22 protein-coding genes and 2 pseudogenes are annotated in these 23,657 nt (G+C 65.7%); 13 read left to right on the top strand and 11 right to left on the bottom strand.

Annotation, left to right across the window (positions count from 1 at the left end; all coding sequences use genetic code 11):
- Positions 1-46: 46 nt before the first annotated feature.
- Complete coding sequence (gene typA, locus PSRA_RS01025) at positions 47-1,978, bottom strand: translational GTPase TypA (RefSeq protein ID WP_094659995.1); 1,932 nt, start codon at positions 1,976-1,978, stop codon at positions 47-49.
- A gap of 264 nt (positions 1,979-2,242) precedes the next feature.
- Here typA and PSRA_RS01030 point away from each other — a divergent pair, with 264 nt between their 5' ends.
- The 3 genes from PSRA_RS01030 to scpB all read left to right on the top strand — a co-directional run bounded on the left by PSRA_RS01030 (position 2,243) and on the right by scpB (position 4,788).
- Entirely contained in the window at positions 2,243-3,082 is an 840-nt protein-coding gene (locus PSRA_RS01030; protein ID WP_094659996.1) for a ParA family protein, read from the top strand.
- Between the two features lie 14 nt (positions 3,083-3,096).
- On the top strand, positions 3,097-4,047 hold the full coding sequence (locus tag PSRA_RS01035; protein WP_094659997.1) for a segregation and condensation protein A: 951 nt from the start codon (positions 3,097-3,099) through the stop codon (positions 4,045-4,047).
- A 207-nt stretch (positions 4,048-4,254) separates the two neighbouring features.
- Positions 4,255-4,788 carry an SMC-Scp complex subunit ScpB gene (gene scpB / locus PSRA_RS01040; protein ID WP_245834817.1) on the top strand — a complete coding sequence of 178 codons (534 nt, stop codon included), beginning with the start codon at positions 4,255-4,257 and terminating at the stop codon, positions 4,786-4,788.
- Between the two features lie 62 nt (positions 4,789-4,850).
- Here scpB and xerD read toward each other — a convergent pair whose 3' ends face one another.
- The 8 genes from xerD to thiS form a co-directional block, all read right to left on the bottom strand.
- Positions 4,851-5,837 carry a site-specific tyrosine recombinase XerD gene (xerD, locus tag PSRA_RS01045; RefSeq protein WP_094659998.1) on the bottom strand — a complete coding sequence of 329 codons (987 nt, stop codon included), beginning with the start codon at positions 5,835-5,837 and terminating at the stop codon, positions 4,851-4,853.
- Positions 5,838-5,860: 23 nt separating this feature from the next.
- Positions 5,861-7,690: a 1-deoxy-D-xylulose-5-phosphate synthase gene (locus PSRA_RS01050; RefSeq protein ID WP_094659999.1), complete on the bottom strand. Its 1,830-nt coding sequence runs from the start codon at positions 7,688-7,690 to the stop codon at positions 5,861-5,863.
- A 210-nt stretch (positions 7,691-7,900) separates the two neighbouring features.
- The gene (gene rplT, locus PSRA_RS01055) at positions 7,901-8,284 is read right to left on the bottom strand and encodes a 50S ribosomal protein L20 (RefSeq protein WP_094660000.1); all 384 of its coding nucleotides are present in this window, start codon (positions 8,282-8,284) and stop codon (positions 7,901-7,903) included.
- A gap of 45 nt (positions 8,285-8,329) precedes the next feature.
- Positions 8,330-8,524: a 50S ribosomal protein L35 gene (gene rpmI / locus PSRA_RS01060; protein WP_094660001.1), complete on the bottom strand. Its 195-nt coding sequence runs from the start codon at positions 8,522-8,524 to the stop codon at positions 8,330-8,332.
- A gap of 54 nt (positions 8,525-8,578) precedes the next feature.
- A complete protein-coding gene (infC, locus tag PSRA_RS01065; RefSeq protein ID WP_245834818.1) occupies positions 8,579-9,367 on the bottom strand; it encodes a translation initiation factor IF-3 in 789 nt (262 codons plus the stop codon).
- Between the two features lie 320 nt (positions 9,368-9,687).
- On the bottom strand, positions 9,688-10,599 hold the full coding sequence (locus PSRA_RS01070; protein WP_094660002.1) for a thiazole synthase: 912 nt from the start codon (positions 10,597-10,599) through the stop codon (positions 9,688-9,690).
- 64 nt (positions 10,600-10,663) lie between these two features.
- The gene (gene thiF, locus PSRA_RS01075) at positions 10,664-11,440 is read right to left on the bottom strand and encodes a sulfur carrier protein ThiS adenylyltransferase ThiF (protein WP_094660003.1); all 777 of its coding nucleotides are present in this window, start codon (positions 11,438-11,440) and stop codon (positions 10,664-10,666) included.
- A 56-nt stretch (positions 11,441-11,496) separates the two neighbouring features.
- Complete coding sequence (gene thiS / locus PSRA_RS01080; RefSeq protein ID WP_094660004.1) at positions 11,497-11,691, bottom strand: sulfur carrier protein ThiS; 195 nt, start codon at positions 11,689-11,691, stop codon at positions 11,497-11,499.
- Positions 11,692-12,247: 556 nt separating this feature from the next.
- On the opposite strand from thiS, the gene PSRA_RS01085 reads away from it, so the two are divergent.
- Positions 12,248-12,760, top strand: coding sequence for a PhzA/PhzB family protein (locus tag PSRA_RS01085; protein ID WP_094660005.1), 513 nt, complete (start codon positions 12,248-12,250; stop codon positions 12,758-12,760).
- 55 nt (positions 12,761-12,815) lie between these two features.
- Complete coding sequence (locus tag PSRA_RS01090) at positions 12,816-13,718, top strand: aldo/keto reductase (RefSeq protein ID WP_094660006.1); 903 nt, start codon at positions 12,816-12,818, stop codon at positions 13,716-13,718.
- A gap of 69 nt (positions 13,719-13,787) precedes the next feature.
- On the opposite strand, the gene PSRA_RS01095 is transcribed toward PSRA_RS01090, so the two are convergent.
- Positions 13,788-14,603 carry a Cof-type HAD-IIB family hydrolase gene (locus PSRA_RS01095; protein ID WP_094660007.1) on the bottom strand — a complete coding sequence of 272 codons (816 nt, stop codon included), beginning with the start codon at positions 14,601-14,603 and terminating at the stop codon, positions 13,788-13,790.
- A gap of 181 nt (positions 14,604-14,784) precedes the next feature.
- Here PSRA_RS01095 and PSRA_RS01100 point away from each other — a divergent pair, with 181 nt between their 5' ends.
- From PSRA_RS01100 to ybaK, 4 genes are all read left to right on the top strand, one after another.
- On the top strand, positions 14,785-15,759 hold the full coding sequence (locus PSRA_RS01100; RefSeq protein WP_094660008.1) for a thiamine pyrophosphokinase: 975 nt from the start codon (positions 14,785-14,787) through the stop codon (positions 15,757-15,759).
- 169 nt (positions 15,760-15,928) lie between these two features.
- The gene (gap, locus tag PSRA_RS01105; RefSeq protein ID WP_094660009.1) at positions 15,929-16,984 is read left to right on the top strand and encodes a type I glyceraldehyde-3-phosphate dehydrogenase; all 1,056 of its coding nucleotides are present in this window, start codon (positions 15,929-15,931) and stop codon (positions 16,982-16,984) included.
- A gap of 622 nt (positions 16,985-17,606) precedes the next feature.
- A complete protein-coding gene (locus tag PSRA_RS01110) occupies positions 17,607-18,947 on the top strand; it encodes an Nramp family divalent metal transporter (protein ID WP_275542327.1) in 1,341 nt (446 codons plus the stop codon).
- A gap of 132 nt (positions 18,948-19,079) precedes the next feature.
- Positions 19,080-19,598, top strand: a complete 519-nt coding sequence (ybaK, locus tag PSRA_RS01115; RefSeq protein ID WP_094660010.1) for a Cys-tRNA(Pro) deacylase — start codon at positions 19,080-19,082, stop codon at positions 19,596-19,598.
- Positions 19,599-19,763: 165 nt separating this feature from the next.
- Here ybaK and PSRA_RS09765 read toward each other — a convergent pair whose 3' ends face one another.
- Positions 19,764-19,838 (bottom strand): 50S ribosomal protein bL37, encoded by a 75-nt coding sequence (locus tag PSRA_RS09765; protein ID WP_412154489.1) that lies wholly within the window; start codon positions 19,836-19,838, stop codon positions 19,764-19,766.
- 207 nt (positions 19,839-20,045) lie between these two features.
- Here PSRA_RS09765 and PSRA_RS01120 point away from each other — a divergent pair, with 207 nt between their 5' ends.
- From PSRA_RS01120 to PSRA_RS01135, 4 genes and pseudogenes are all read left to right on the top strand, one after another.
- Positions 20,046-21,101, top strand: a complete 1,056-nt coding sequence (locus PSRA_RS01120; protein WP_094660011.1) for a 4-hydroxy-3-methylbut-2-enyl diphosphate reductase — start codon at positions 20,046-20,048, stop codon at positions 21,099-21,101.
- Between the two features lie 62 nt (positions 21,102-21,163).
- Complete coding sequence (locus tag PSRA_RS01125; RefSeq protein ID WP_094660038.1) at positions 21,164-21,982, top strand: exonuclease domain-containing protein; 819 nt, start codon at positions 21,164-21,166, stop codon at positions 21,980-21,982.
- 117 nt (positions 21,983-22,099) lie between these two features.
- A pseudogene (locus PSRA_RS01130) lies at positions 22,100-23,089 on the top strand (lipid II:glycine glycyltransferase FemX); the annotation flags it as partial.
- Between the two features lie 333 nt (positions 23,090-23,422).
- A pseudogene (locus PSRA_RS01135) lies at positions 23,423-23,657 on the top strand (hypothetical protein); the annotation flags it as partial.

The raw sequence follows: 23,657 nt of genomic DNA on the forward strand, positions 1-23,657 counted from the left end.
CTGCCAGGTTCAACCACCCAGGGCACTCCGGCACGGACTCACAGGCTCAGTTATTGGCCGCGGCCTTGTTGGCGCGGCGCTGCTTCGCGTTCCACTTGTACCACGCCTCGCGGTCGAGGATGATCTTGCGCACGCGGATGGACTCCGGCGTCACCTCGACGCATTCGTCATCGTTCGCGAAGTCGAGGGACTCCTCGAGGCTCATGACGATCGGCGGGGTGAGGGTCTCGAGCACGTCGGCGGTCGAGGATCGCATGTTGGTCATATGCTTCTCGAGCGTGATGTTGACGTCCATGTCGCCGGGCTTGCTGGCCACGCCCACGACCTGGCCCTCGTACACCGGGGACTGCGGCTGCACGAAGAAGTCGCCGCGCGCCTGCAGGCGCTGCATGGCGTACGGGCTCGCCTTGCCCTGGCGATCGCAGACCATGGAGCCGTTCTGGCGCAGCGTGATGTCGCCCGCCCACGGGGCGTAGCCCGCGGAGATGGAGGACGAGATGCCGGTGCCGCGCGTCTTGGTCAGCAGCTGCGCGCGGAAGCCGATGAGGCCGCGGGACGGCACGGTGAACTCCATGCGCACCCAGCCGGAGCCGTGGTTGGTCATGGAGTCCATGCGGCCCTTGCGCGCCGCCATGAGCTGCGTGACGTCGCCCATGTATTCCTCGGGGCAGTCGATGGTGGTGTTCTCCATCGGCTCGTAGATCTTGCCGTCCACCTTCTTTGTAACGACCTGCGGGCGGCCGACGGTGAGCTCGTAGCCTTCGCGGCGCATCTCCTCGGCGAGGACGGCCAGCGCCAGCTCGCCGCGGCCGCGCACCTCCCAGGCGTCCGGACGCTCGGTGGGCAGGACCTCGATCGACACGTTGCCGATGAGCTCGCGGTCGAGACGGTCCTTGAGCATGCGGGCGGTGAGCTTGTGGTCCTTGCCTTCGGTTCCGGCCAGCGGGGAGTCGTTCGTGCCGAAGGTCATGGAGATGGCCGGCGGATCGACGTGGATAAGCGGCAGCGGCTTGGGGTCGTTGGGGTCGACGATGGTCTCGCCGATCATGATGTCGCTGACGCCCGCGATGGCGACGATGTCGCCGGGGCCGGCGGAATCGGCCGGGACGCGGTCGAGGCCTTCGGTGCGCAGGATCTCGGTGAGCTTGAAGTTCTCGATGGAGCCGTCGACGCGGGACAGGCCGTACTGCTTGCCCTTCTCGAGCGTGCCGTTGTAGATGCGCACGAGGCCGAGGCGGCCGAGGTAGTCGGAGGCGTCGATATTCGTGACGTGGGCCTGGAGCGGGGCGCCTTCCTCGTACTCCGGGGCGGGGATGTTCTTGAGGATGCACTCGAAGAGCGGCTCGAGGTCGTGGTTGTCAGGCAGGCCGCCGTCCTCGGGCTGGTTCACGGACGCGTAGCCGGCCTTGGCCGCGCAGTAGATGACGGGCAGGTCGAGCAGGGAGTCGAGATCAAGATCGACGCCTTCCTCGGTGACGTCCTGCGCGAGGCCGAGCAGGAGGTCGGTGGTCTCGGAGACGACTTCGGAGATGCGTGCGTCGGGACGGTCGGTCTTGTTGACGCACAGGATGACGGGGAGCTTGGCCTCGAGCGCCTTGCGCAGCACGAAGCGGGTCTGCGGAAGCGGGCCCTCGGAGGCGTCGACGAGCAGCACGACGCCGTCGACCATGGAGATGCCGCGTTCCACCTCGCCGCCGAAGTCGGCGTGGCCCGGGGTGTCGACCACGTTGATGGTGATGCCGTCGGGCTCGCCGAGCTGTGCGGCCAGCGGGCCGGTGTAGCGCACCGCGGTGTTCTTGGCGAGGATGGTGATGCCCTTCTCGCGCTCGATGTCGCCGGAGTCCATGACGCGGTCCGGGACCTCCTCGCGCTCGTTGAAGACATGGGACTGCTGGAGCATTGCGTTCACGAGCGTGGTCTTGCCGTGGTCAACGTGTGCCACGATTGCCACATTGCGAATGTCCGAGCGAACAGCCATCGGTACCTCTTTCTGATTCCTTATGTCGTGCACGCGCACTACGCCCGGGGCGCATGCGTCGGTGCTGTCCCCCGCTGAGATCCGGGGAGAAAATATAGGTCACTGGAAAACCGAGAAAATTGTAAGTGCCGCACGCGACAGTCCGGGGGTCTTCATACCTCGAAACACAAATTTCGTTGGAAATGCGCGGCGCAATCGTATGGTGTAGTACCTTGTACCACAGGTAGCGTGCAAATGGCCACTTCCCTTGGTAATCTATGGGGTATGCCTACAGATCTGCTTGGACGTGAATACGAAACGTTCCCCGCCCCGAAGAAGCTCGAATCGCATGGTCCCGCCACCGTCATCGCCATGTGCAACCAGAAGGGCGGCGTAGGAAAGACGACGTCCTCCATCAACATCGCCGGCGCCCTCAGCCAATACGGGCGCAGGGTCCTCATCGTCGACTTCGACCCCCAGGGCGCCGCCACCGTCGGCCTCGGCATCAATGCCAACAAGGTGGAGAAAACCGTCTACACCGCGCTGTTCGACACCTCGATGGACGTGCATGACGTCATCATGCACACGCGCTTCGAGAACCTCGACATCATCCCCGCCAACATCGACCTGTCGGCGGCCGAGGTGCAGCTGGTCACCGAAGTGGGCCGCGAGCAGTGCCTCGCGAGCGCCCTGCGCCCGCTGCGCGACGAATACGATTGCATCATCGTGGACTGCCAGCCCTCGCTTGGCCTGCTCACCGTCAATGCACTGACCGCGGCCGACGGCGTCATCATCCCCGTGGCGGCGGAGTACTTCGCCCTGCGCGGCGTGGCGCTGCTCATGCAGTCCATCGACAAGGTCAAAAGCCGCATCAACCCGGACCTCAAGATCTACGGCGTGCTCATCACGATGTACACGCATACGCTGCATTCCGAGGAAGTCATGCAGCGCATCTACGAGGCGTTCAAGGGCGAGGTCTTCCATACGGTGATCTCGCGCTCCATCAAGCTGCCCGACGCCACCGTGGCGGCCGCCCCGATCACGATGTACGCGCCCCAGCACCGCACGGCCTTCGAATACCGCGAGGTGACGCGCGAGATCATCGCCCGCGGCGTCGTCGCGTAACGGCGGCCCCGTCCATGGCGCAGCCCTCCCCGAACGCCGTCCCGTCCGACGGCGTGTCGCCCGATATCCCCGGCGTGTCGTACGCCCCGTCGCCTGCGGACGGGGGCGACGGCCTGGGCGACCTCGTGGCACGCGAGACCCCGGACGAGCGCGCGGCGGAATCATCGTTCGCCGTCAGCCTCGATGCCTACCAGGGGCCTTTCGACGTGCTTCTCAGCCTTATCTCGCAGCGCAAGCTCGAACTCACGGAGATTTCGCTGTCCGCCATCACCGGGGAGTTCATCGACTATGTGCGCGGCCTTGACGCCACGCATACGGCGGAGGAGATCAGCGCCTTCATCGACGTTGCCTCGATTCTCGTGGAGGCCAAGTCGGCGGCGCTGCTGCCCCATGACGAGGAATCCGAGGCCGCCGACGAGCAGACGCTCGCGGCGTTGCGGGAACGCGATCTGCTGTTCGCGCGCCTCCTGCAGTACAAGGCATTCAAACAGGCGGGCAACGATTTTCGCGCACGCATCGCCGCCAACTCCGGCCGCTACCCGCATCCGGCGCAGCTGGACGCAGCAGTGGCGGCGCTTCTTCCCGAGCTCGTGTGGACCGTCTCCCCCGATGACCTGGCGCGCATCGCGGCGCGCGTCATCGCAAACGCCCCGGCGGAGCATGTGAGCGTGCACCAGCTGCATGTGCCGCTCGCGGATCTGCGCGAGCAGGCCGCCATCGTGCGCGCCAAGCTGCGCGAGGCCGGCGACCGCGTGGACGTGACCTTCGCCCGCCTCGTGGCGGACGCCCAGACGCGGGGCGAGGTGGTGGCGCGCTTCATGGCTCTGCTCGCCTTCTTCAAGCAGGGCGTCGTGCAGTTCCGGCAGGACGCCCCGTTCTCCCCGTTGCACGTGCGCTGGGTGAGCGCGAACGAAAGCGAGGACGAGGCGATGGTGACGTCGATCGACAGCAACGATTTCGACTAGACGGCGACCAGACGATGACACGAATGGGACGAACGGCAGATGACGCATAACCAGGGAGCGGATATGGACGACGGCAAGAACGATGACACCAAGAACGACGCGTATGCAACCGACGGGGCGCAGAGAAGCAACGGGGCGCCAACGACGCCCGGCACGCCCCAGGTACCGGAGCAGCTCGAGCTGTCGGCCGAGGATGTCAAGCCCGCGATGGAGGCGATTCTCATGGCCACGGACCAGCCGCTCCATTCCGCGGATTTCGCCCGCGTGCTCGACTGCCCCGTCACCGAGGCGGACCGCCTTCTGACGGAGCTGGCCGACGAATACGACGCGCAGCATCGTGGCTTCGAGCTGCGGCGCACGGCACGGGGCTGGCAGTTCGCCAGCCGCGCGGAGTTCGAAGGCGTCGTGTCACGCTTCGTTACCGACGGGCAGACGGCGCGCCTGTCGCAGGCCGCGCTCGAGGCGCTGGCCATCATCGCGTATAAGCAGCCCGTCACCCGCGCGCAGGTCGCCGCCATCCGCGGCGTGAACTCGGACGGCGTCATCCGCTCCCTGTCAGTGCGCGGCCTTATTCGCGAGGCGGGAACCGACCCGGAGTCGAAGGCCACGCTTCTGGCCACGTCGGGCCTGTTCCTTGACTACATGGGCATCGAGTCCCTGGCGCAGCTACCGCCCCTGGCCCCGTTCCTGCCGGCCCAGTCGGCGGCGAATTCGGACGAGGCCTTCGGCATGGATTCCTGACGCATGGATTCCCGACGGGTCCGCCCGTTACCTGCGAACCTCCCCGCGGCCAGACCGCCCCGTCAGTGCGCCCGCGGGTGGCTCGTCACATAGGTCTCGATCAGCGTCTGCTCGCTGACATGCGTGTAGATCTGCGTCGTCGTCACCGAGGCGTGCCCGAGCAGCTCCTGCACCGTGCGCACATCCGCCCCTCCCTGGAGCAGGTGCGTGGCGCAGGTATGGCGCAGCGTATGCGGGTGGATCTGCTTGGTGATCCCTGCCCGCGCCGCGCAGGTGGTGACCACCTCCCACACGGACTGGCGCGACAGCCTTTTGCCCCTTTTGTTGAGGAACACGGCGTTGAGCTCGGGCTGGCGTCCCCGACAGGCACGCTGCAGCGTCGGGCGTCCGGCGTTGAGGTAGCGCTGGAGCGCGTCGATGGCATAGGAGCCGATCGGTACGAGGCGCTGCTTGCTGCCCTTGCCGGTCAGACGCGCCAGATGCGCCTGGGGGTTGACATCATTGAGGTCGAGCCCCACGGCTTCGCTGACGCGGCATCCCGTGGCGTACATGAATTCGAGCAGGGCGCGGTCGCGCAGGCTCACGGCGAGGGCGGCGTCCGCACCCGATGCGGCGCCCGCCCCGTCCGCTCCCCCGGCGGCGATATCGTCGGGACACGCCGCCTGCATGAGGCGCGTCACCTCGTCGACGGTCAGCACATCGGGAAGCGCGGCAGACGCCTTCGGTGGCCTGATTCCCAGCGAAGCGTCGTCATCGGTCACGCGCTCCGACACGGCGAAGCGATGCAGCTCGTGCACCGCCGCGAGACGCCGCGCGATGGAATGGGGCGCCTCCCCATCCAGTGACGTGACGAAATCCTCCACGTCGGTGCGCGTCACGTCGCCGATGTCGGTGATGCCGCGCCCCGCGAGGAACTCGCGGTACCGCGCCAGGTCGGAGGCGTATGCGGTTTCCGTGGCGCGCGCCAGTCCCTTCTCGGCAGTCACATATCCGAGGAACCGGCGCGTCAGGTCGGCCAGTTCGCCGCGTCGCCGTGCGTTTCCAGGCATTCCATGCCCTCCTTCCGGCCGCGTCAGGCGGCCGTGTCGCGCGGGAAGGCGCCGCCACGCGCGACGGGGCGCTGGGGGAACTCCACGCCGTCCGCCAGCGTGTGCAGGACGTCGTCCCGGATCGCGCCGGGTTCGAGGCGGTTGTCGTGCATGACCTCGGCCGGGTCATAGCGGTCGTAGTACGTTTTCGCGAAACCGTAGCAGAGCACACGCATCGGGGTGGGCGCGTAATGCGCGGCCACCTTCGCTCCGAAGCCTCCCGACAGCATTCCGTCCTCCAGCGTCACCACCACCGTATGGTCGTCGAGAAGCGAGTCGAGCGTCGCGGCGTCGACGCCGGAGATGAACTGCGGGTTGACCACGGTTGCGTCGATGCCCTCCTCATCGTGCAGGAGGCGTGCCGTGTCCTCGCCCAGACGCAGGAAGTCGCCGGCCGCGATGATGGCGACACGCGAGCCACGGTGCAGCGTGTCGAATGTGTCGAGACGGGAGTAGTCGCGGCGCACGGGGTGCGCGTCGTCGGCATGCCGCACCGTGCCGGCCGGCATGCGGATGGCGACGGGGTGCTGCGTCTGCCGCACGGCCCAGTCCATCATTGCGTTCATCTCCTCGACATTCGTCGGCGCCAAGTACACGAGGCCCGGGATGTTGCCGATCATGGCGATGTCGAAAAGCCCCAGGTGGGTCACGTCGTTGACGCCCCAGATGGAGGCATTGCCGATGCAGAAGGTGGCGGGGCTGGAGTTGATGCACACGTCGTCCATCATCTGGTCGTAGGTGCGCTGCAGGAAGCTGGCGTACATGCCGACGATGGGCTTGCCTCCGCCCCGTGCCATGCCGGAGGCCATCGCGACGGCCTGCTCCTCGGCGATGCCGACGTCGATGAGCTGGCGGCCGGCACGGGCGCGGCGTTCGGGGGTGAGGTCGAAGACGGTGGGCGTTCCGGCGATGATGGCGGTGACCTCCGGGTCCGCCGCCATGAGGTCGAGCACATGGTCGCCCGCCTCGGTCAGGTAGGTGCGACGGGGCGGGGCCAGGCTCACGCCCGTGGCCTCGTCGAAGGGGGCGTGCCAGTGCCACGCCTCCTTGTTTCGTTCGGCGGGCGTGTACCCAAGGCCCTTGCGCGTGCGGATATGCACCACGACGGGATGGTCGGTATCGCGCACCTGCTCGAAGATGCGGATCAGCGCATCGATGTCATTGCCCCGGGGCTCATAGCGATAGTCGAGGCCGAGGGCGGTGAAGATATTGTCGGGGCTTGTGCCGCCCGATTCCCTCAGATGCGCGAGGCTGCGGTACAGGCCGCCGTGGTTCTCGGCGATGGACATGCCGTTGTCGTTGACCACGATGATCATGTTGCCGTTCAGCTCGCCGCCTACGAAGTCCAGGCCCTCGAGGGCCTCTCCCCCGCTCAGGGAGCCGTCGCCGATGACGGCGACCACATTGCCGCCGCGCCCCGCCATGTCGCGGGCCTTGGCCAGGCCGCTCGCCAGCGAGACGGATGTGGAGGTGTGCCCCATGCGGAACAGGTCGTAGTCGCTCTCGCTGGGTTCGCTGAAGCCGGAGACATCGTCGAACCGCGACTCATCAAGGAAGGCGTCGCGCCTGCCGGTGAGCATCTTATGCGTGTAGCTCTGGTGGCTGACGTCGAACACGATTTTGTCATCCGGGTCGTGGAAAACATAGTGCAGTGCGATGGTGGCCTCGACGAAGCCGAGGTTCGAGCCCACGTGGCCGCCGCGCAGCGAGAGCTTGTGCAGGAGGGCGGCACGTATCTCCTCGGCAAGGGCGATCCGCTGGCGGCTGTCCAGTGCGAGCAGATCCTGCGGTCCGTCGATTGACTCGAGATACATACGTGTGACCCCTTTCCGTGTCCGTTGGGAAGAATAGCGCATTCGCGGCAGCCGAGGGCTGCGGTGGAGCCATCTTGTCAATATCCGCCCATTTCGGCAAAGAAAAATCCCGCACCGCGAGGTACGGGATTGCCGAAGCCGGGAAGGCGTCGCGCCGCTTCGGGGCGGCGCCCCACCGGTGGATATCGGTCCGATGCCGGGCCCTCAGGCTCAGGCAGCCACCGGAGCGTTGACGTCCTCGGGCAGAGCGGCCTTGGCCTGCGCCACGATGGCGGAGAAGGCGGCCGGATCGTTCACGGCGAGCTCAGCGAGAGCGCGACGGTCGAGCTCGATGCCGGCGAGGCGCACGCCCTGCATGAAGCGGTTGTACGTCATGCCCTCGTTGCGCACGGCGGCGTTGATGCGGGAGATCCACAGCTTGCGGAAGTCGCCCTTGCGTGCCTTGCGGTCGCGGAAGTTGTAGTTAAAGGAGTGGAGCAGCTGCTCCTTGGCGCGACGGTACAGGCGGGAGCGGGTACCGCGGTAGCCCTTCGCGCGCTCGAGCGTTGCGCGACGCTTCTTGTGGGCATTGACTGCGCGCTTGACACGTGCCATGTTATTTCCTCAGCTTTCCTTGTAAATCCTAGTGCTCGCAGCCAATCACAGGCCGAGCATGGTCTTCATGTTCTTGCTCTGCGGCGTGGCCAGGATGCCGTTCTCGGACATGTGGCGGCGCCTGCGAGAGGACTTGTGTTCCAGGTTGTGACGCATGCCGCTGCCATTGTGCACGAGCTTGCCCGAGCCCGTAACACGAACGCGCTTGGAGGCGGCGGAGTTTGTCTTCATCTTCGGCATTGCTGCCCTCCTTGTTGATAATCTTCTGTTGGAAGTCTGGTGTGGCGCTCGGCGTCACTTCGCGGGCTTGGAGGCCTTCTCGCCCTTCGGCTTGGCCGGCTTGGCGACCGACTTCGCAGCGGGCTTGGAATCCTCGGCGGAGGCGGCGGCTTTCTCGACCGTTTCCTTTGCTTCCTGCGCGGCCTTGGCCTGTGCGCCCTGCTTGGCTGCGAGGCGGGCGGCCTGGCGGGCCTGACGCTCGGCGCGGGATTCCGCTCCACGACGGCGCTGCTCGGACTGGGTGTGGACCTTCTTGCCCTTGGGGGCGAGCGTCATGATGATGTTGCGCCCCTCCTGCTTCGGCTGGGATTCGATCGTGCCGTAGTCCTCGACCTCGGCGGCCAGTCGGCGCAGAAGCTCGACGCCTCCGATCGGGCGCGACTGCTCGCGGCCGCGGAGCATGATCGTCACCTTCACCTTGTCGCCGCCGGAGAGGAAGCGGATCACATGACCCTTCTTCACTTCGAAATCGTGGTCATCGATCTTCAGGCGGAAGCGAATCTCCTTGATCTCGGCGGTGCTCTGGTTGCGGCGGGCCTCGCGGGCCTTGATCTTCTCGTTGTACTTGAACTTGCCGTAATCGATGAGCTTGGCCACGGGCGGCTTGGCGTTGGGCGCGACCTCGACGAGATCGAGATTCGCCTCACGCGCAAGGTTCAGGGCCACGCTGGTCGCAATGACGCCCACCTGCTCGCCCTTCGGTCCGATGAGTCGGACCTGGGGAGTGCGTATCTCCTCGTTTATGCGTGGTTCGTCGCTGATGATAACTCCAATCCTCGTGTGTGTGACGGATCGCCCCGGGATTCCATCCAGCCGTATGAGGATTCGAAGACATGGCAGACGGCTGCGCGCCGCGGCGTGGAAAGCCGCGAGCGACCGATGCATCCGGAGGACGCGCCTCCCGCCGATGCCGGCGCCGTTCACGCACCGAGGCGTGAAGCCATGACCCGAAACCCTCAGGGCGACCAGGTGGGATTCCATGGAATCCGCTTTCTTGATTTCTCAAGCCTTGAACATGTTACCACACGATGCCTTCGGCGTGTCGTGGGCATCGTGGACCCACAAATCGTGGACCCATAAGAAAGGAGGCGACGCAAGACGAACGCCCCGTCGCCTCCTGTAGTCTAGCGCAGGTAGCCGGTGGTGGGGCTCGACGGCACGGCATGGCCCTCCACCACGTCGCCCAGGCCACTCAGGTATGCTGCGCGACCCGCCTCGATGGCGTCGCGGAAGGCGCGCGCCATGAGCGGGATGTTGCCGGCGGACGCCACGGCCGTATACGCCATGACGGCGTCCGCGCCGATCTCCATGGCCTCGCATGCCTGCGACGGGCGGCCGATGCCGGCGTCGACGATGACGGGGACAGAGGAGTTGGCGATGATGACCTCGATGAAGTCACGCATGCGCAGGCCCTTGTTCGAGCCGATCATGGCGCCCAGCGGCATGACGCACGCGGCGCCCGCGTTCTCGAGGTCCTTGGCGGCGAGCGGGTCGGGGAACATATACGGCATGACCACGAAGCCCTCCTTCGCCAGGATCTCGGTGGCCTTGATGGTCTCGGCGTTGTCGGGAAGAAGGTACTTCTCCTCGCGCTTGATCTCCACCTTGACGAAGTCGGTCTGGCACACCTCGCGGGCCAGGCGCGCGATGCGCACGGCCTCCTCGGCGGTGCGCGCGCCCGACGTGTTCGGCAGCAGCGTGATGCCCTCGGGAATGTAGTCGAGCACGCTGTTCTCGGTGGTCTGGGCGCGGCGCAACGCCATGGTCACGATCTGGGTGCCGGCGTTCTCGATCGTGGCCTTGATGAGGTTGAGGTCATAGCGACCCGAGCCGAGGATGAAGCGTGACGTGAACTCGTGGCCGCCGAGCACGAGCGGCGTGTCCTCGATATGCGCGTAGGCGCCGCTGCCCACGGGGTTGTGGGCGGTGTAGGCGCCCGACAGGCGCTCCGCCTCCCGTCGGTCCTCGGCGCTGAGCGTCGGGGCGCCCTGGGATGCGGTGCGGGTTGCGTCGGGATTCGTGGATTCCTGGGTCATTCTTCATTCTCCTTAGAGGGTCTGGCTGCCGGCGATCGGATGGCCGGCGATGGGGGCGCGGCGCTTAAGCGTCGAGCTCGCCGAGGATGATGCGCGTGACCATGTTGGCTTCGTGCGAGGCGACGACGCCGACGCGCGGCGCCATGAGGCCGGCGCCGGGCTTCGGTGCGGTTTCGCCGTCGCCGCAGAAGTAGAAGTTGCGCGCCACGCGCCTCGTGGTCACGAGGTTCGAGCTGCGGTAGCCGGCCATGCCGGACGCGCTGACGAGCGGCTTGTCGGGGAAGGTCTCGAGCACGGCGTTGACAAGGAAGGTCTTGTTCTCGGGCACGTCGAAGCATTCGGCCACGATGCCGTCGTTCTCGAGCAGCTCGCGCACGTTGCCGTCGTCGACCTTCACCTGGTCGCAGGTGACGTCGAGATACGGGTTGATGGACGCGAGCACCTGGCGCAGCGCCTCGGTTTTGGGAAGCCCGACATGCCACAGCGAGTACTGCTGCCTGTTGAGGTTCGTCATATCGACCACGTCGAAGTCGATGAGGTGCAGGTGGCCCACGCCGATGCGCGTCAGCGCGACGGCGACGGTGGAGCCCAGGCCGCCGCATCCGCAGATGGCGACGCTGGCGGCGTCGAGCTTCGCCTGCGTGGCGGCGCCATGCCTTTCGAGCAGCGCGTCGCGGATCTCCTGGCGGCTGACGAGCGAGGCGGGGTCGAGGGCGCGAAGGGCGTCGAAGACGCGGCGGCGCTCGTCGATCTGCTCCTGCGTGGCGCTGGGAACGAACGGCGGGTTCGGCTCAGGGGCGCCCGGCGCGGAGGCATTCGACGGTGTGGTGGATGAGACCATTTTCGGTTCTTTCTGGGGAACGATGCGATGGGTTGGTGATGCGATGTCTGACGGGATCAGCCGCCCTGGACGAAGGAGACGATCTCGACGACGTCCGAGTCCTTGAGCTGCGTCGTGGCGCGCTGTGCGCGGGGAACGACGTTGCCGTTGAGCTCGATGGCCACGCGACGCGGGTCGAGCCCGCGCGCCGCGATAAGCGCATCCACCGTCGTCGCTCCGTCGAGCGCGACGTCCTGTCCATTGATTTTCATGGTGTCCTTCCCGGCTCCCCCGCCGTCCGTTCCTCCGATGGGGCGCCTGTTATGAAAAAGGGTCGCCGAAGAAACCGTACCCTAGGTGGTGCGCCCCTCGATGACCCTGCATCTCTCCCCGGGATCCACCCTCGGCCAAAACCGGACGCGTATCCGAAGACATCACGCCCGGAAGCTCTAATGCGGAGTGCGCCGGCGCATCTTACGATGCGGGCGGCACGCCATGTTGCGCCCACGCATACGGAACGGCATGCGCCGGGCACAACGAAAGGGAAGAATCGCGAAAACGGACCGTCACCCCATGCATGCCGCGCATCCGCGGGGCATATGCCTGCGCCTGTGCGCCTCCATGCAAGGGTGGATGCGGCGTCCGCCGGAATAAATCCGCCACCAGTGGCGGTGACTCGTTCCTTACGACGGCATTACCCGCATCAAGTTCGGTCGAAGCGATCGCTTCCTCTCAGCCTGAATGGCTCCCGTTGAGTTATACACGCTACCGTAGCAACGCATCATGACAAACTCAACGCCGCTATCGTCATGCGGCTATCGTGGAGGCATGGCAGCCAACACGAACACACCGAACACCAACGAACCAAACGCCGACACCACAGCCAGCACAACCAGGGCCCGCAACGAGGCCACGGTGCGCGCCTTCCTCGCCTCCGGGCACGGCGACGCGCTGCTGCGCCGTCACGAGCTGTTCACCGAGGACGCCGTCAGCGGCCTGTGGACGTCGGACTCCGGCTCCCCCGCCTTCGCGCAGGGGCGCGGCAACATCGCGGTCTACGATGTCTGGAGCTCCGAGCATTTCCCCGACTGGGAGTGGTTCAACGTGCGCGTATGGACGACGAACGACCCGGACTGGCTGTGGGCCGAGGCCGACGGGCGCGGCACGCTGATCCTGCCGGGTCACGACCCGGTGCATTACGAGAACCATTTCATCTACTCGTTCGAGATGCGCGACGGGCTGATCGCCCGCGAGCGCGAGTTCATGAACCCCGTGGTCGAGATGAAGGCGCTGGGCCTCGAGACCCCGACGATCGACCTGGGCGATTTCCCGCAGGCGTGAGCCGCACCGCCACAAGAAAGACACGAAAAGCCACAAGAAAAGAAGGAGACATACCATGACGAATCGCGAAGCATCGCCGTCGTCGACAATCGGGTTCGCGGGGCGCGAGATCCCGCGCCTGGGGCTGGGCTGCATGGCGCTGGCCATCGAGGGCCACCCGCGCCGGGAGACGGCGATCGGCATCATCCACGCCGCGCTGGATGCGGGAGTCCGGTATCTGGACACCGCGTGGTCGTACTACACGCCTGGCGAATTCGACGGATGCGAGCAGGAGGGCGAGCGCATCGTGCGCGACGCGCTGGCCTCGTGGGACGGGCCGCGCGACGAAGTGGTCGTGGCCACGAAAACCGGCTATCACCGCACCCTCGAGAACGGCGAGTACGGATGGGCGGCGGATTCGCGCCCCGAAACCATGATCCGCAACGCCAAGGAGTCCTGCGTGGCGCTCGGCACGGACCATCTGGACCTCCTGTATTCGCACTGCCCCGACCCCGCGGTGCCCTACGAAGACGAGATGGGGGCGCTGCGCCAGTTGCTCGACGAGGGCGTCATCGCGCACGCCGGCATTTCGCGGGCCAGCGTGGAGCAGATTGACCTGGCGCGCTCGATTCTCGGCGACGGCCTGGCCGCGGTGCAGAATAAGTTCAACCCCGCCTATCGGGATGAGGAAGAGACGCTGCGCCATTGCGAGCGCCTCGGCATCCCCTTCGTGGCGTGGAGCCCGCTGGGCGGCTATCTCGAGCAGGTGAGCATGACGCGCTTCGTGCCCTTCCGCCAGGTGGCGGCCGACCGCGGCGTGAGCTACCAGCGCGTCACGCTGGCGTGGGAGCTGCAGCTGAGCCCGTGCTTCGTCTCCATCCCGAGCGCGCAGAACACGATGGAGCTGGCCGATGATGTCGCCGCCCTCGGCACGCGGCTGACGGACGACGAGATGGATCGGCTCGGCCGTCTCGACTAGGGAGCCTCGGCTGAGGAAGGCCCGACCAACGTGCTCCGGGCAGGCCGCGCCGCCCGGAGCACGTCCCGCTCAGAGCACGTCGAAATGGCGCAGGGCGTTGAGGATACCGTCGTGGTCCACGTCGTCGGTCACCCAGTCCGCGGCGGCCTTCGTATCGTCGGTTCCGTTGCCCATGGCCACGCCGATTCCGGCGAAACGCAGCATGTCGATGTCATTGCCGCCGTCGCCGAAGGCCATGACCTGGCTGGCGTCCCAGCCGTATTTCCTCATGAAGCGGCGCATGCCCGCGGGCTTGCCGCCGTCGCTGGGGCAGATATCGGTGAACGCTGGATGCCAGCGCAGCGCCTTCGAATGCGGCATCACCGCCATGATCTCGTCCTCCTGCTCCCCCGCCGGCACATAGGCGGACAGCTGGTACGTGGTATGCGTCAGGGCGCGCTCCGGGTCGTCGACCACAAGCGCGGGCGCGGTCTGGCCCAGGCCTTTCCACATATCGGCGAGGTAGCCGGTGATCTGGTTGAAGTACACGTAGTCGAGTTCGCAGAAGCCGGCGGAGACATCAGGCATCTTCTCGCGCATGAAATCGATGAAGTTGCGCACGTCGCCCTGGTCGAGCGCCTCGGCCTCCTGGTAGCCGTGGTCGTCGAAGCAGCACTGGCCGTTCATCGTCACGAAGCCGGTCCAGTCGTGCGGCATGAGGCGGCGCGCCGCGTCCAGCTGGGCAGGCGGGCGGCCCGAGCAGATGAAGGTCGCGATGCCCTTGGCCTCGAGCGCCTCGAGGGCGTTCTTCGTGGAGCGCGGCACCTCGTGGGTGACGAAACTCGTCAGCGTGCCGTCGATGTCGAAGAACACCGCCTTGATATCCGCGTCCATGATCTCGTCCATATGCCTCCTCACCCGATCGTCCGTATCCCGATCGTCCGTATCCTGCCATCCGCGTCTCACGGCCCGTCGGCTCCGCGCCGACGCCTGGCAGTGCGATTATAGAATTCACCGCAGGATGTCGCGCCGCGTCAGCGGACAGGCGAGGCGACGATACGATGCACACGATGAGAGGACGGCGGACATGATGAGCGACGATGCGACGGCGACCGACGCGGCGGCAGGAGCCACGGCACATGCCACAGCGGCGGGAGCTTCGGCGAACCCTCCCCTGCGCACCTCCGACGATCCGGCGCATGCGGCGTGCATCATCCTGGGCGCCGGGGAATACTACGGCAGCGAACGGCGCGCCCTCGAGCTGGCGGGGCTGAGCGGCGGGGCCTCGGATCCTCTGGTCATCGCCGCGGACGGCGGGCTCGACCACGCGCGCGAACTCGGCGTGTCGCCCGATTTCGCCATCGGGGATTTCGATTCGGTCACCTCGCGCATCAGCACCCGCCCCGTCGACGGCGCCACCATCCGCCATGCCCCGGGAAGCGCCGAATCCCGTCTCGACCGCTCCGTGCACCGCGTCATCGCCTCGGGCCCCTGGGCCGGCCTGCCGGTCATCACGCTTCCCAGCCAGAAGGACGACGCCGACATGATGAGCGCCGTCAAGGCCGGGTGGATGGCCGGCGCGCGCCAGTTCCACATCCTCGGCGGCCTGGGAGGCAGGCTCGACCACACGATCGGCAACATCCAGCTCCTGGCGTACGTCAGCCGCGCCGCCGGCTTCGCCTTCCTGTACGGCGACCGCATCGCGGCGACGGCGGTGACCGACGGCGAGGTGCGCTTCCCCGCCTGCCCCGTGCCGGATTTCCCCATGGTGTCGGTGTTCTCGCTGGGTAACGAATCGCACGATGTCGAGATCCGCGGTCTCAAATACGAGGTGAGCGGCTTCACGGTCACGAACACCGTGGCACAGCTGAGCAACGAGCTCATGGGCGCTCCCGGCGTCGTGCGCGTGGGCGACGGCACGCTTATCGTGACGTATCCGAGCGCCGTCCCCGCTCCCGTCGTCACGACGCGCGCGAGGGAAAGCGCGAGCCTCGGCGCGCTGTCGGACGCCGTGTCCGACAGGCTCTCCGACGCCGGGCGCCGTCAGGAGGGCCTCGCCTGACGTCCGGCCGCCCAATCGTTCAGCCTTCGGCGAATCGTGCGGGACAATCGTGTGGCATGACGCCACACCTGTACAGACATGGCACTAAAGTTGCAAGCGTTGGCAAACAAAGGTCGCGAGTGCCGACGTCCGGTCGGCAGCGTGGCCAAGTACCAAAGGATGACACATAATGACAGTTAAGATTGGTATCAACGGCTTCGGTCGTATCGGTCGTCTCGCATTCCGCCGCATCTTCGAGCTGCAGCAGCAGGGCGGCGCCGCCGGTGACATCGAGGTCGCGGCCATCAACGATCTGACCACCCCGTCTATGCTTGCTTACCTCCTCAAGTACGACTCCACCCACGGCCGTTTCAAGCACCTCGACGGCACCTACGTGGACGTGACCTCCACCGACGACTCCATCATCGTTGACGGCAAGGAGTACAAGGTCTATGCCGAGAAGGACGCCAACAACATCCCGTGGGTCAAGAACGACGGCGTCGAGTTCGTGCTCGAGTGCACCGGCTTCTACACCTCCGCCGAGAAGTCCCAGGCCCACCTGAACGCCGGCGCCAAGAAGGTCCTCATCTCCGCCCCGGCCAAGGATGACGTCACCCCGACCGTCGTGTACGGCGTGAACCACGAGATCCTCAAGCCGACCGACAACATCGTGTCCGCCGGCTCCTGCACCACGAACTCCATGGCCGCCATGGTCAAGCTGCTCGACGACAAGTTCGGCATCAAGGCCGGCTTCATGACCACGATCCACGCCTACACCGGCACCCAGATGCTGCTCGACGGCCCGCGTGGCAAGAACCCGCGCTCCAACCGTTCCGCCGCCGTCAACACGATCGAGCACTCCACCGGCGCCGCCAAGGCGATCGGCAAGGTCGTTCCGTCCGTGAACGGCAAGCTGCAGGGCCACGCCCAGCGCATCCAGGTCGTCGACGGCTCCGTGACCGAGCTCACCACCGTCCTTGAGAAGAAGGTCACCGTCGACGAGATCAACGACGCCTTCAAGGCCGCCTTCTCCGACACCGATTACTTCGGCTACAACGGCGACGGCATCGTGTCCTCCGACATCATCGGCGACACCCACGGCGGCGTGTTCGATCCGACGCAGACCGACGTGAACACCGTCGGCGACACGCAGCTCGTTCGCACCGTGTCCTTCTACGACAACGAGTACGGCTTCACCTCCAACATGATCCGCACCCTGCTCTACTTCGCCGAGCTCTCCAAGTGAGCTTCGCCTAGCAAGCCATAGCGCGACGTAACAATCCGCCATGCCAAACCCCTCGGAAGCGATTCCGAGGGGTTTTTGGGTTATAGGCCACAATGTGTCTCCGGTGGTGAGTCAGTCGGGGGTGCCGTGGTGTTCGGTTGGAGTGTGGATTCGTCCCAGTCGACGCCGGCTTCCTCCGCATCACGTCATGGAGCACGCCCGAAACGGCCATGTTCCCGACACCGCCGACACCCCAACTGCACACGGCGTGTCGCTTGACAGCACAAGGGCTCAGCACCGTATGCCGAGCCATGTTACACAGTGTTACAAACCGGACCTATAACACTAACGGTATCGCGAGGCGGCAGCCCCGCCAGCGCGATCAGTTTGGACGATGAACATTGACGACGAGACATGAGAGATGGTTGAACATGAGCGAGTCGGAATATCGGGGAACGAATACGAATGAAACCGTCCACAAGGCGGTGCCGGATTCGGACCAGTCGGCGTACACGCACACGCATGGAGGCGGATCCGAAGCGAATGCCGAGCGTGCGGCGTCAAATGGAACATCGAGATTGGATAGCGCCGGGGAGACACGCAACTAGCTATGTCAGATATGTCAGATATGTCAGGCGGTTCCGTGACTGCCGAACAATCCGCCCGCACACCGAATTCGCCGCAATCCCCAGGCGCTTCACAGCCCTCGCTCACACAGCATCCAGCGCAACCTCATCCAGCGCACCCCACCCAACCCGCTCACAGCACCCACCACGGCCATGCACTCGTATCAATCCTCGGTCCCGCTTTCGTCGCGGCGGTCGCTTACGTCGACCCCGGCAATGTGGCGGCGAACATCACATCGGGCGCCCGATACGGCTATCTGCTGGTGTGGGTGCTGGTGCTGGCGAATCTGATGAGCGTGCTGATCCAGTATCAAAGCGCGAAACTCGGTATTGTGACAGGCAAATCGTTGCCGCAGATCCTTGGGGAGCGGATGGGCGATGCCGGCAGGTACATGTTCTTCATGCAGGCCGAGGTGATTGCAATTGCGACGGATCTTGCCGAGGTCATCGGCGGGGCGATCGCGCTGAGGCTGTTGTTCGGGCTGCCATTGTTCTGGGGCGGCTGCGTTATCGGCGCGGTGTCAACAGTGCTGTTGTGGTTCCAAGGTGGGCGTACGCATCGCGTGTTTGAGAAGATCGTTATTGCGATGCTGTTGGTGATAACGTTCGGGTTCATTGCCGGGTTGTTTGTCGATCCACCGAATGGCGGTGATGTGCTTGCCGGCTTGGTTCCGCGGTTCCGTGGCGCGGATTCTGTGTTGATGGCATCGTCGATGCTGGGCGCGACGGTTATGCCGCACGCGATTTATTTGCATTCCACGCTGGTGAATGACCATTATGCTCCAGGCGAGGAGAAACCGGACACCCGGCAGTTGCTGCGTGGATCGAAGATTGATGTGGTGTGGGCGCTCGCATTGGCGGGTACGGTGAATCTTGCGTTGCTTGTGCTGGCTGCGAATTCGCTGTACGGCATGAGTGGAACGGACACCATCGAAGGCGCGCAGCATGCGATTGAGATGGTGCTTGGTCCCGCGGTTGGAACGATTTTCTCGATTGGCTTGCTTGCTTCGTCATTGTCTTCCACGTCGGTGGGCACGTATGCCGGTTCGGAGATTATGCGCGGTTTGTTGCATATTCATGCGCCGATGTGGGCATGCCGTGTGGTGACGTTGGTTCCGGCGCTGGTGGTGTTGTGGTTTTCTGCGAATCCGACGTTCGCGTTGGTGATTGGCCAAGTGGTGCTGTCGATTGGTATCCCGTTCGCGATTATCCCGTTGATGCGTTATACGCGTGACCGGGAGTTGATGGGGAAATATCGCGACGGCATGGTCAAGCATGTGGTGTTTTTGCTGGTTGCCGTGCTGATTATCGCGTTGAATGTGGTGCTGGTTTATCTCACGATGACGGGACAGAATTGAGATAGGCATCCTGCCGCCGAGCCGGTCTCCACAGAGTTTTCCCGTAACCGTACATGGCCGCTAATTGCTGCGAGAGGCATGGCACCGACCGCACACGCCGATTGTGACACGCGGCGTACTACTATCGGCACCATGGCCAAGAAGAAAACGAAGAAAGGCGGCGCCTCCACGCCTGCAACCGTGCAACTCGACGAGGCTGGGGTGCCGTTCACTCTGTATGAATACCATCATTCGGGCGACCACATGGACGAAGGCTATGGCAAGGAGGCCGCCGAGCAACTGGGCAAGGATGAGCGCCAGGTGTGCAAAACGCTGCTGGTGAGCACTGAGCACGGCCTCGTGACAGGCGTGGTGCCGGTGAACGGACACATGAGCATGAAAGGCATCGCCCAAGCCGTGGGCGAAAAGAAAGCGGAGATGGCCGAGCCGAAAGACGCCATGCGCGAAACAGGCTATGTGGTGGGCGGAATATCCCCGCTGGGGCAGCGCACCAAGCACCGCACGGTCATTGACGAAAGCGTGATGGCCTTTGACGAAGTGCTCGTTTCCGGTGGCAAACGCGGGCTGAGCCTTGGCGTAAACCCCCACGATCTGGTAAAAGTGTTGAACGCCGTGGTCGCTCCCATCGCCACCGACAAGAAGTCATACTGACCTCAAGTCTGCTTGGACCATGCACTGCGCGATGCATCGCGCAGTGCATCGCGCACAAAAAACACGGGAGCCCGCTGTGCATCAATCGCCTCATGCGAGGTGGTCGATGCACGGCGGGCTCCCGATAACTAGCCGTATTAGGGCAGCCGTGACATCACAGCGATATCAGGCGTTCGGCCTCTTGCCGTGGTTGGCAGCCTTCTTACGACGGTCACGACGCATACGTCCGCGCTTTCCCATGATGACTCCTTTGGTTTAAACGTTTAAGCCTTTGGGATTATCGCACAGACGCCCGACGAATGCCAAACCGCGTCCATCGTCGGGCATTCCGGGCCTTGCGCCGCCGATACCACGGAGAACGCAGCGCCCAGGCCATCGCGCTCCCCATGTCCGCCGCGGCGCAGCCCGCCGCTCCCTTCGCGCGCCCCGTCACGCTACGATGGCATCGTGACTTCGTTTACACCTACGCACACCGCAGACACAGCGGACGCAGAAACACCCACCCACGCCGCACGCCGCACAATCGTGCTCGCGAACCCCCGCGGGTTCTGCGCCGGCGTCGACCGCGCCATCCTCACCGTGCGCCGCCTCCTCGAGGCGCAGGCCACGGCCGACATCCCCGACGGGCTGCCGCCCGTGTACGTGCGCCGGCAGATCGTGCATAACAAGCATGTCGTGGCGGATCTCGCCGGTCAGGGCGCGGTTTTCGTCAACGAGCTCGACGACATCCCGGACGAGGCGGCGCGCGCGGGCATCCCCGTCGTCTTCTCGGCGCACGGCGTGTCGCCCGCCGTCAAGCAGGAGGCGCAGCGCCGCGGCCTGCGCATCGTCGACGCCACCTGCCCCCTCGTCGCCAAGGTGCACCGCGAGGTGCTGCGCTATGTCAAGGACGGCTACGACGTCATCTACATCGGTCACAAGGGCCACGACGAGGCGGTCGGCGTCATCGGCGAGGCGCCCGACCGTGTGCTTCTCATCGAGCACGCCGCCGATGTCGACGCGCTCGAACCGCGCCCCGGCGTGCCCCTTGTGTACCTGACGCAGACCACTCTGTCGTCCGATGAAACCGCCGACATCATCGCCGCGCTCACGACGCGCTTCCCGGGCATCGCCCAGCCGCCGAACTCCGACATCTGCTACGCCACGCAGAACCGGCAGCACGCCGTCAAGCTCGTGGCGCAGGAGTCCGACTGCATGGTGATCGTGGGCTCGGCGAATTCCTCGAATTCCATGCGGCTCGTCGAAGTGGCCCGGCAGGCGCTGCTCGAACACGGGCGCGCGGGCGGCGCGCACCGCGTGGATGACGCGGGCCAGCTCGACCGCGCGTGGTTCGACGATGCGCGCACCGTCGGCGTGTCGTCGGGTGCCTCCGTTCCCGACGAGCTCGTGGACGGCGTGGTCGAGACGCTGCGTTCCTGGGGCTTCGATGCGATGCGCGACGTGCAGACCGTCGAGGAGACCATGCATTTCGTGCCCCCGGCCGCCGTGCGCGCGCTGCGCTAGACGCGGGGCGGCGTCGCCCTGGCGCCGAGCGATTGTCAAACAACCCCCGCACAATGGTGGGCATGACATCGCGCATTCTCGAACGGCTGGACGCGCTCCGGCCGCAGGCCCCCGACACTCCCCTCGCCCAGTCGCTGCTTCTCGGCTTCGACACGGAGACCACGGGGCTGTCGGCGACGAAAGACGCCATCGTCTCCGCCTCGCTGGTCCTGCGCGACCCCGCCGTCGGATTCGACGGCGACGTGAACGACGCGTGGCTGATCAACCCGCACCGTCATATCTCGGCGGGCGCCGGCGCCGTCAACGGCTTCACCGACGATTTCGTCATCTCCCACGGAGCGGAGCCGGTCCCGACGCTCGACATCATCGCCGACGCCATCGGACGCGCCCAGGAGCTGCGCATCCCCATCGTGGCGTATAACGCGCCCTTCGACATCCACATGCTCGAGGGCGACCTGGAACGCTGGAACCTCGCGGACCTGCCCTCGCGCAGCGGCGGCAGCGGCCTGCTCGTGGCCGATCCGCTCGTCATCGACCGCTTCGTCTCCCACCGCAAGGGGCACCGCACGCTCACGGCCACGACGGAGTACTACGGCGTGCGTCCCCACGGCAGTTTCCACGACGCGACCACCGACACCGTGGCCACGCTCGACCTGCTCGGCCCCATGACGCGCCTGTTCCCCGAGGTCGGCGCACTGCGCCTCGACGAGCTCATGGCATGGCAGTCCCACGCCTTCGCCTCGTGGAAAGAGGGGTACAATGCATGGGCGCGTGACCACGGCCGCCGCCCCCGCTCCGACACATGGTTCGACGGCGTTGCGGGAAACGGTGCCGAGGACGCCGGCACCCCGGGCGAGGCCACGGTCCAGGACGCCGAGTGAAGAAACGCCGCATTCTGCACGCCATGGCGCACGGAGGACGCCCCGTGGCGCGACAATAGGAGGCGCATGACGCCGCGGCGCCACCGCAGACAGATGACAAGACGATTGGAGACATCCATGATCGAGATTGCGAAGACCTCATACGCCGAGATGGAGGGCGCCGCGGCGAAGGCCGGGCTCACGCTCCCCATCGAGCAGACCGAGGTCTGGGCGCACTACCAGGAGACGATCGAGGGGCGCATGCCGATCGGCGCGTTCGTCATCAAGCGCGACGGCGAGCCGATTGCGTTCCTCTCCCTCATGGACTTCCAGACGCACGGCTTCCACTTCGCCCGCTCCGCCCACGGCCCCGCCTATGTGACGCCGCCAACCGCCGAGGAGGAGCAGGAGGTCATTGACGCGCTCGCCGACTACGTGCACCGCACCTTCCGCTCCGTCAAGTTCCTGCGCTGCGCCATCGCGCACGAGATCCCGCAGGCGAGCGTCGTGCTGTCGACGGTTCCCTACGATTCCACCGTGGTGCTCGACCTGACCGGCGGCGATGATGCGATCCTGGGGCGCATGAAGCGCCGCGGCCGCCGCGACGTGCGCAAGGCGCTGCGCGAATGCTCCGCCACATGCGCGGACGAAACCGAGAACGCCATGGCATCGTTCGAGGAATACTACGACGTGATGCGCGAGACGGGCGCCCGAGACGGCTTCACCCCGGCCCCGATCAGCGATTACGAGGACATGATCCGCATCCTGGGTCCGGAGCATTGCCGCGTATTCGCCGCACGCCTGGGCGAGCATGTGGAGGCGTGGTCGATCGTGACGGCGAACGGCGACACCTGCGTGCGCTACTACGGCGCCATGCGCAACGGGGCGATGCGCATGCACGTGACCGACAAGCTGCTGTACTCCGAGGCGTGCGAGCTGGGCGGCCAGGGCTTCGCGAAATACGACCTCATGGGCATCGGCTCCGACTTTGCGCCCAGCCTCATGGGCCTCAACGAGTTCAAGACCAAGTTCACCGAGGAAATCACGCATGTGGCGCCCGAGCGCGACGTGCCGCTGCACAAGACGTACTACAGGCTCCTGCTCCTGCTCAAGAAGCTGCGCAATCGTGGCAAGGAGCAGAAGACCGCCGACGAGGTGAAGGCGGAGAAGGACGCACATGGAGGCAAGGGCGCGTCCGATTCCGCGGCGAAGAAGAACGATGGCGCGGCGAAGAACGACGCCGCGAAGAATGCAGCCGCGGCGAAGAACGCGACCGCGGCCGACACGCCGAAGGACGCGGCGGACGACGCCATGAAGCGGACGAAGTGAAGACCGCGTAGAATACGGCGCAGAGAATTCGAGCGATGATGCCGGGATGGGCCGATGGCCGTCCCGGCATCATCGTATCCGGCGTGAGAGCGCCGCCGGCATTGCAAAGCCGGATGAGAAGAAGGAGCCGTTATGGTTTTTGTGTCTGGTTTGACTGTTCGCGGGGCGGCGCGCATCCTGCTGGACGCCGGACTCCTGCGCGAGGCCATCATCCCCGCCCGGGACGGCGCAGGCGACTGGACAAGCGACCCCGGCCGCCTGCCCGACACGCGCCTGACCGACGCCACCTACGACACCCGCCGCATCACGCCCGGCGCCCTCCTGTTCTGCAAAGGGAACTTCCGCCCCGAATACCTCAAGGACGCCG

The sequence above is a fragment of the Pseudoscardovia radai genome (genome assembly GCF_002259605.1).
Classification (GTDB): domain Bacteria; phylum Actinomycetota; class Actinomycetes; order Actinomycetales; family Bifidobacteriaceae; genus Pseudoscardovia; species Pseudoscardovia radai.

Bases quoted from the DNA above. Each gene is read 5' to 3' on its own strand.
- typA (WP_094659995.1), bottom strand. From the start codon at position 1,978: ATGGCTGTTCGCTCGGACATTCGCAATGTGGCAATCGTGGCACACGTT.
- PSRA_RS01030 (WP_094659996.1), top strand. From the start codon at position 2,243: ATGCCTACAGATCTGCTTGGACGTGAATACGAAACGTTCCCCGCCCCG.
- PSRA_RS01035 (WP_094659997.1), top strand. From the start codon at position 3,097: ATGGCGCAGCCCTCCCCGAACGCCGTCCCGTCCGACGGCGTGTCGCCC.
- scpB (WP_245834817.1), top strand. From the start codon at position 4,255: ATGGAGGCGATTCTCATGGCCACGGACCAGCCGCTCCATTCCGCGGAT.
- xerD (WP_094659998.1), bottom strand. From the start codon at position 5,837: ATGCCTGGAAACGCACGGCGACGCGGCGAACTGGCCGACCTGACGCGC.
- PSRA_RS01050 (WP_094659999.1), bottom strand. From the start codon at position 7,690: ATGTATCTCGAGTCAATCGACGGACCGCAGGATCTGCTCGCACTGGAC.
- rplT (WP_094660000.1), bottom strand. From the start codon at position 8,284: ATGGCACGTGTCAAGCGCGCAGTCAATGCCCACAAGAAGCGTCGCGCA.
- rpmI (WP_094660001.1), bottom strand. From the start codon at position 8,524: ATGCCGAAGATGAAGACAAACTCCGCCGCCTCCAAGCGCGTTCGTGTT.
- PSRA_RS01070 (WP_094660002.1), bottom strand. From the start codon at position 10,599: ATGACCCAGGAATCCACGAATCCCGACGCAACCCGCACCGCATCCCAG.
- thiF (WP_094660003.1), bottom strand. From the start codon at position 11,440: ATGGTCTCATCCACCACACCGTCGAATGCCTCCGCGCCGGGCGCCCCT.
- thiS (WP_094660004.1), bottom strand. From the start codon at position 11,691: ATGAAAATCAATGGACAGGACGTCGCGCTCGACGGAGCGACGACGGTG.
- PSRA_RS01085 (WP_094660005.1), top strand. From the start codon at position 12,248: ATGGCAGCCAACACGAACACACCGAACACCAACGAACCAAACGCCGAC.
- PSRA_RS01090 (WP_094660006.1), top strand. From the start codon at position 12,816: ATGACGAATCGCGAAGCATCGCCGTCGTCGACAATCGGGTTCGCGGGG.
- PSRA_RS01095 (WP_094660007.1), bottom strand. From the start codon at position 14,603: ATGGACGAGATCATGGACGCGGATATCAAGGCGGTGTTCTTCGACATC.
- PSRA_RS01100 (WP_094660008.1), top strand. From the start codon at position 14,785: ATGATGAGCGACGATGCGACGGCGACCGACGCGGCGGCAGGAGCCACG.
- gap (WP_094660009.1), top strand. From the start codon at position 15,929: ATGACAGTTAAGATTGGTATCAACGGCTTCGGTCGTATCGGTCGTCTC.
- ybaK (WP_094660010.1), top strand. From the start codon at position 19,080: ATGGCCAAGAAGAAAACGAAGAAAGGCGGCGCCTCCACGCCTGCAACC.
- PSRA_RS01125 (WP_094660038.1), top strand. From the start codon at position 21,164: ATGACATCGCGCATTCTCGAACGGCTGGACGCGCTCCGGCCGCAGGCC.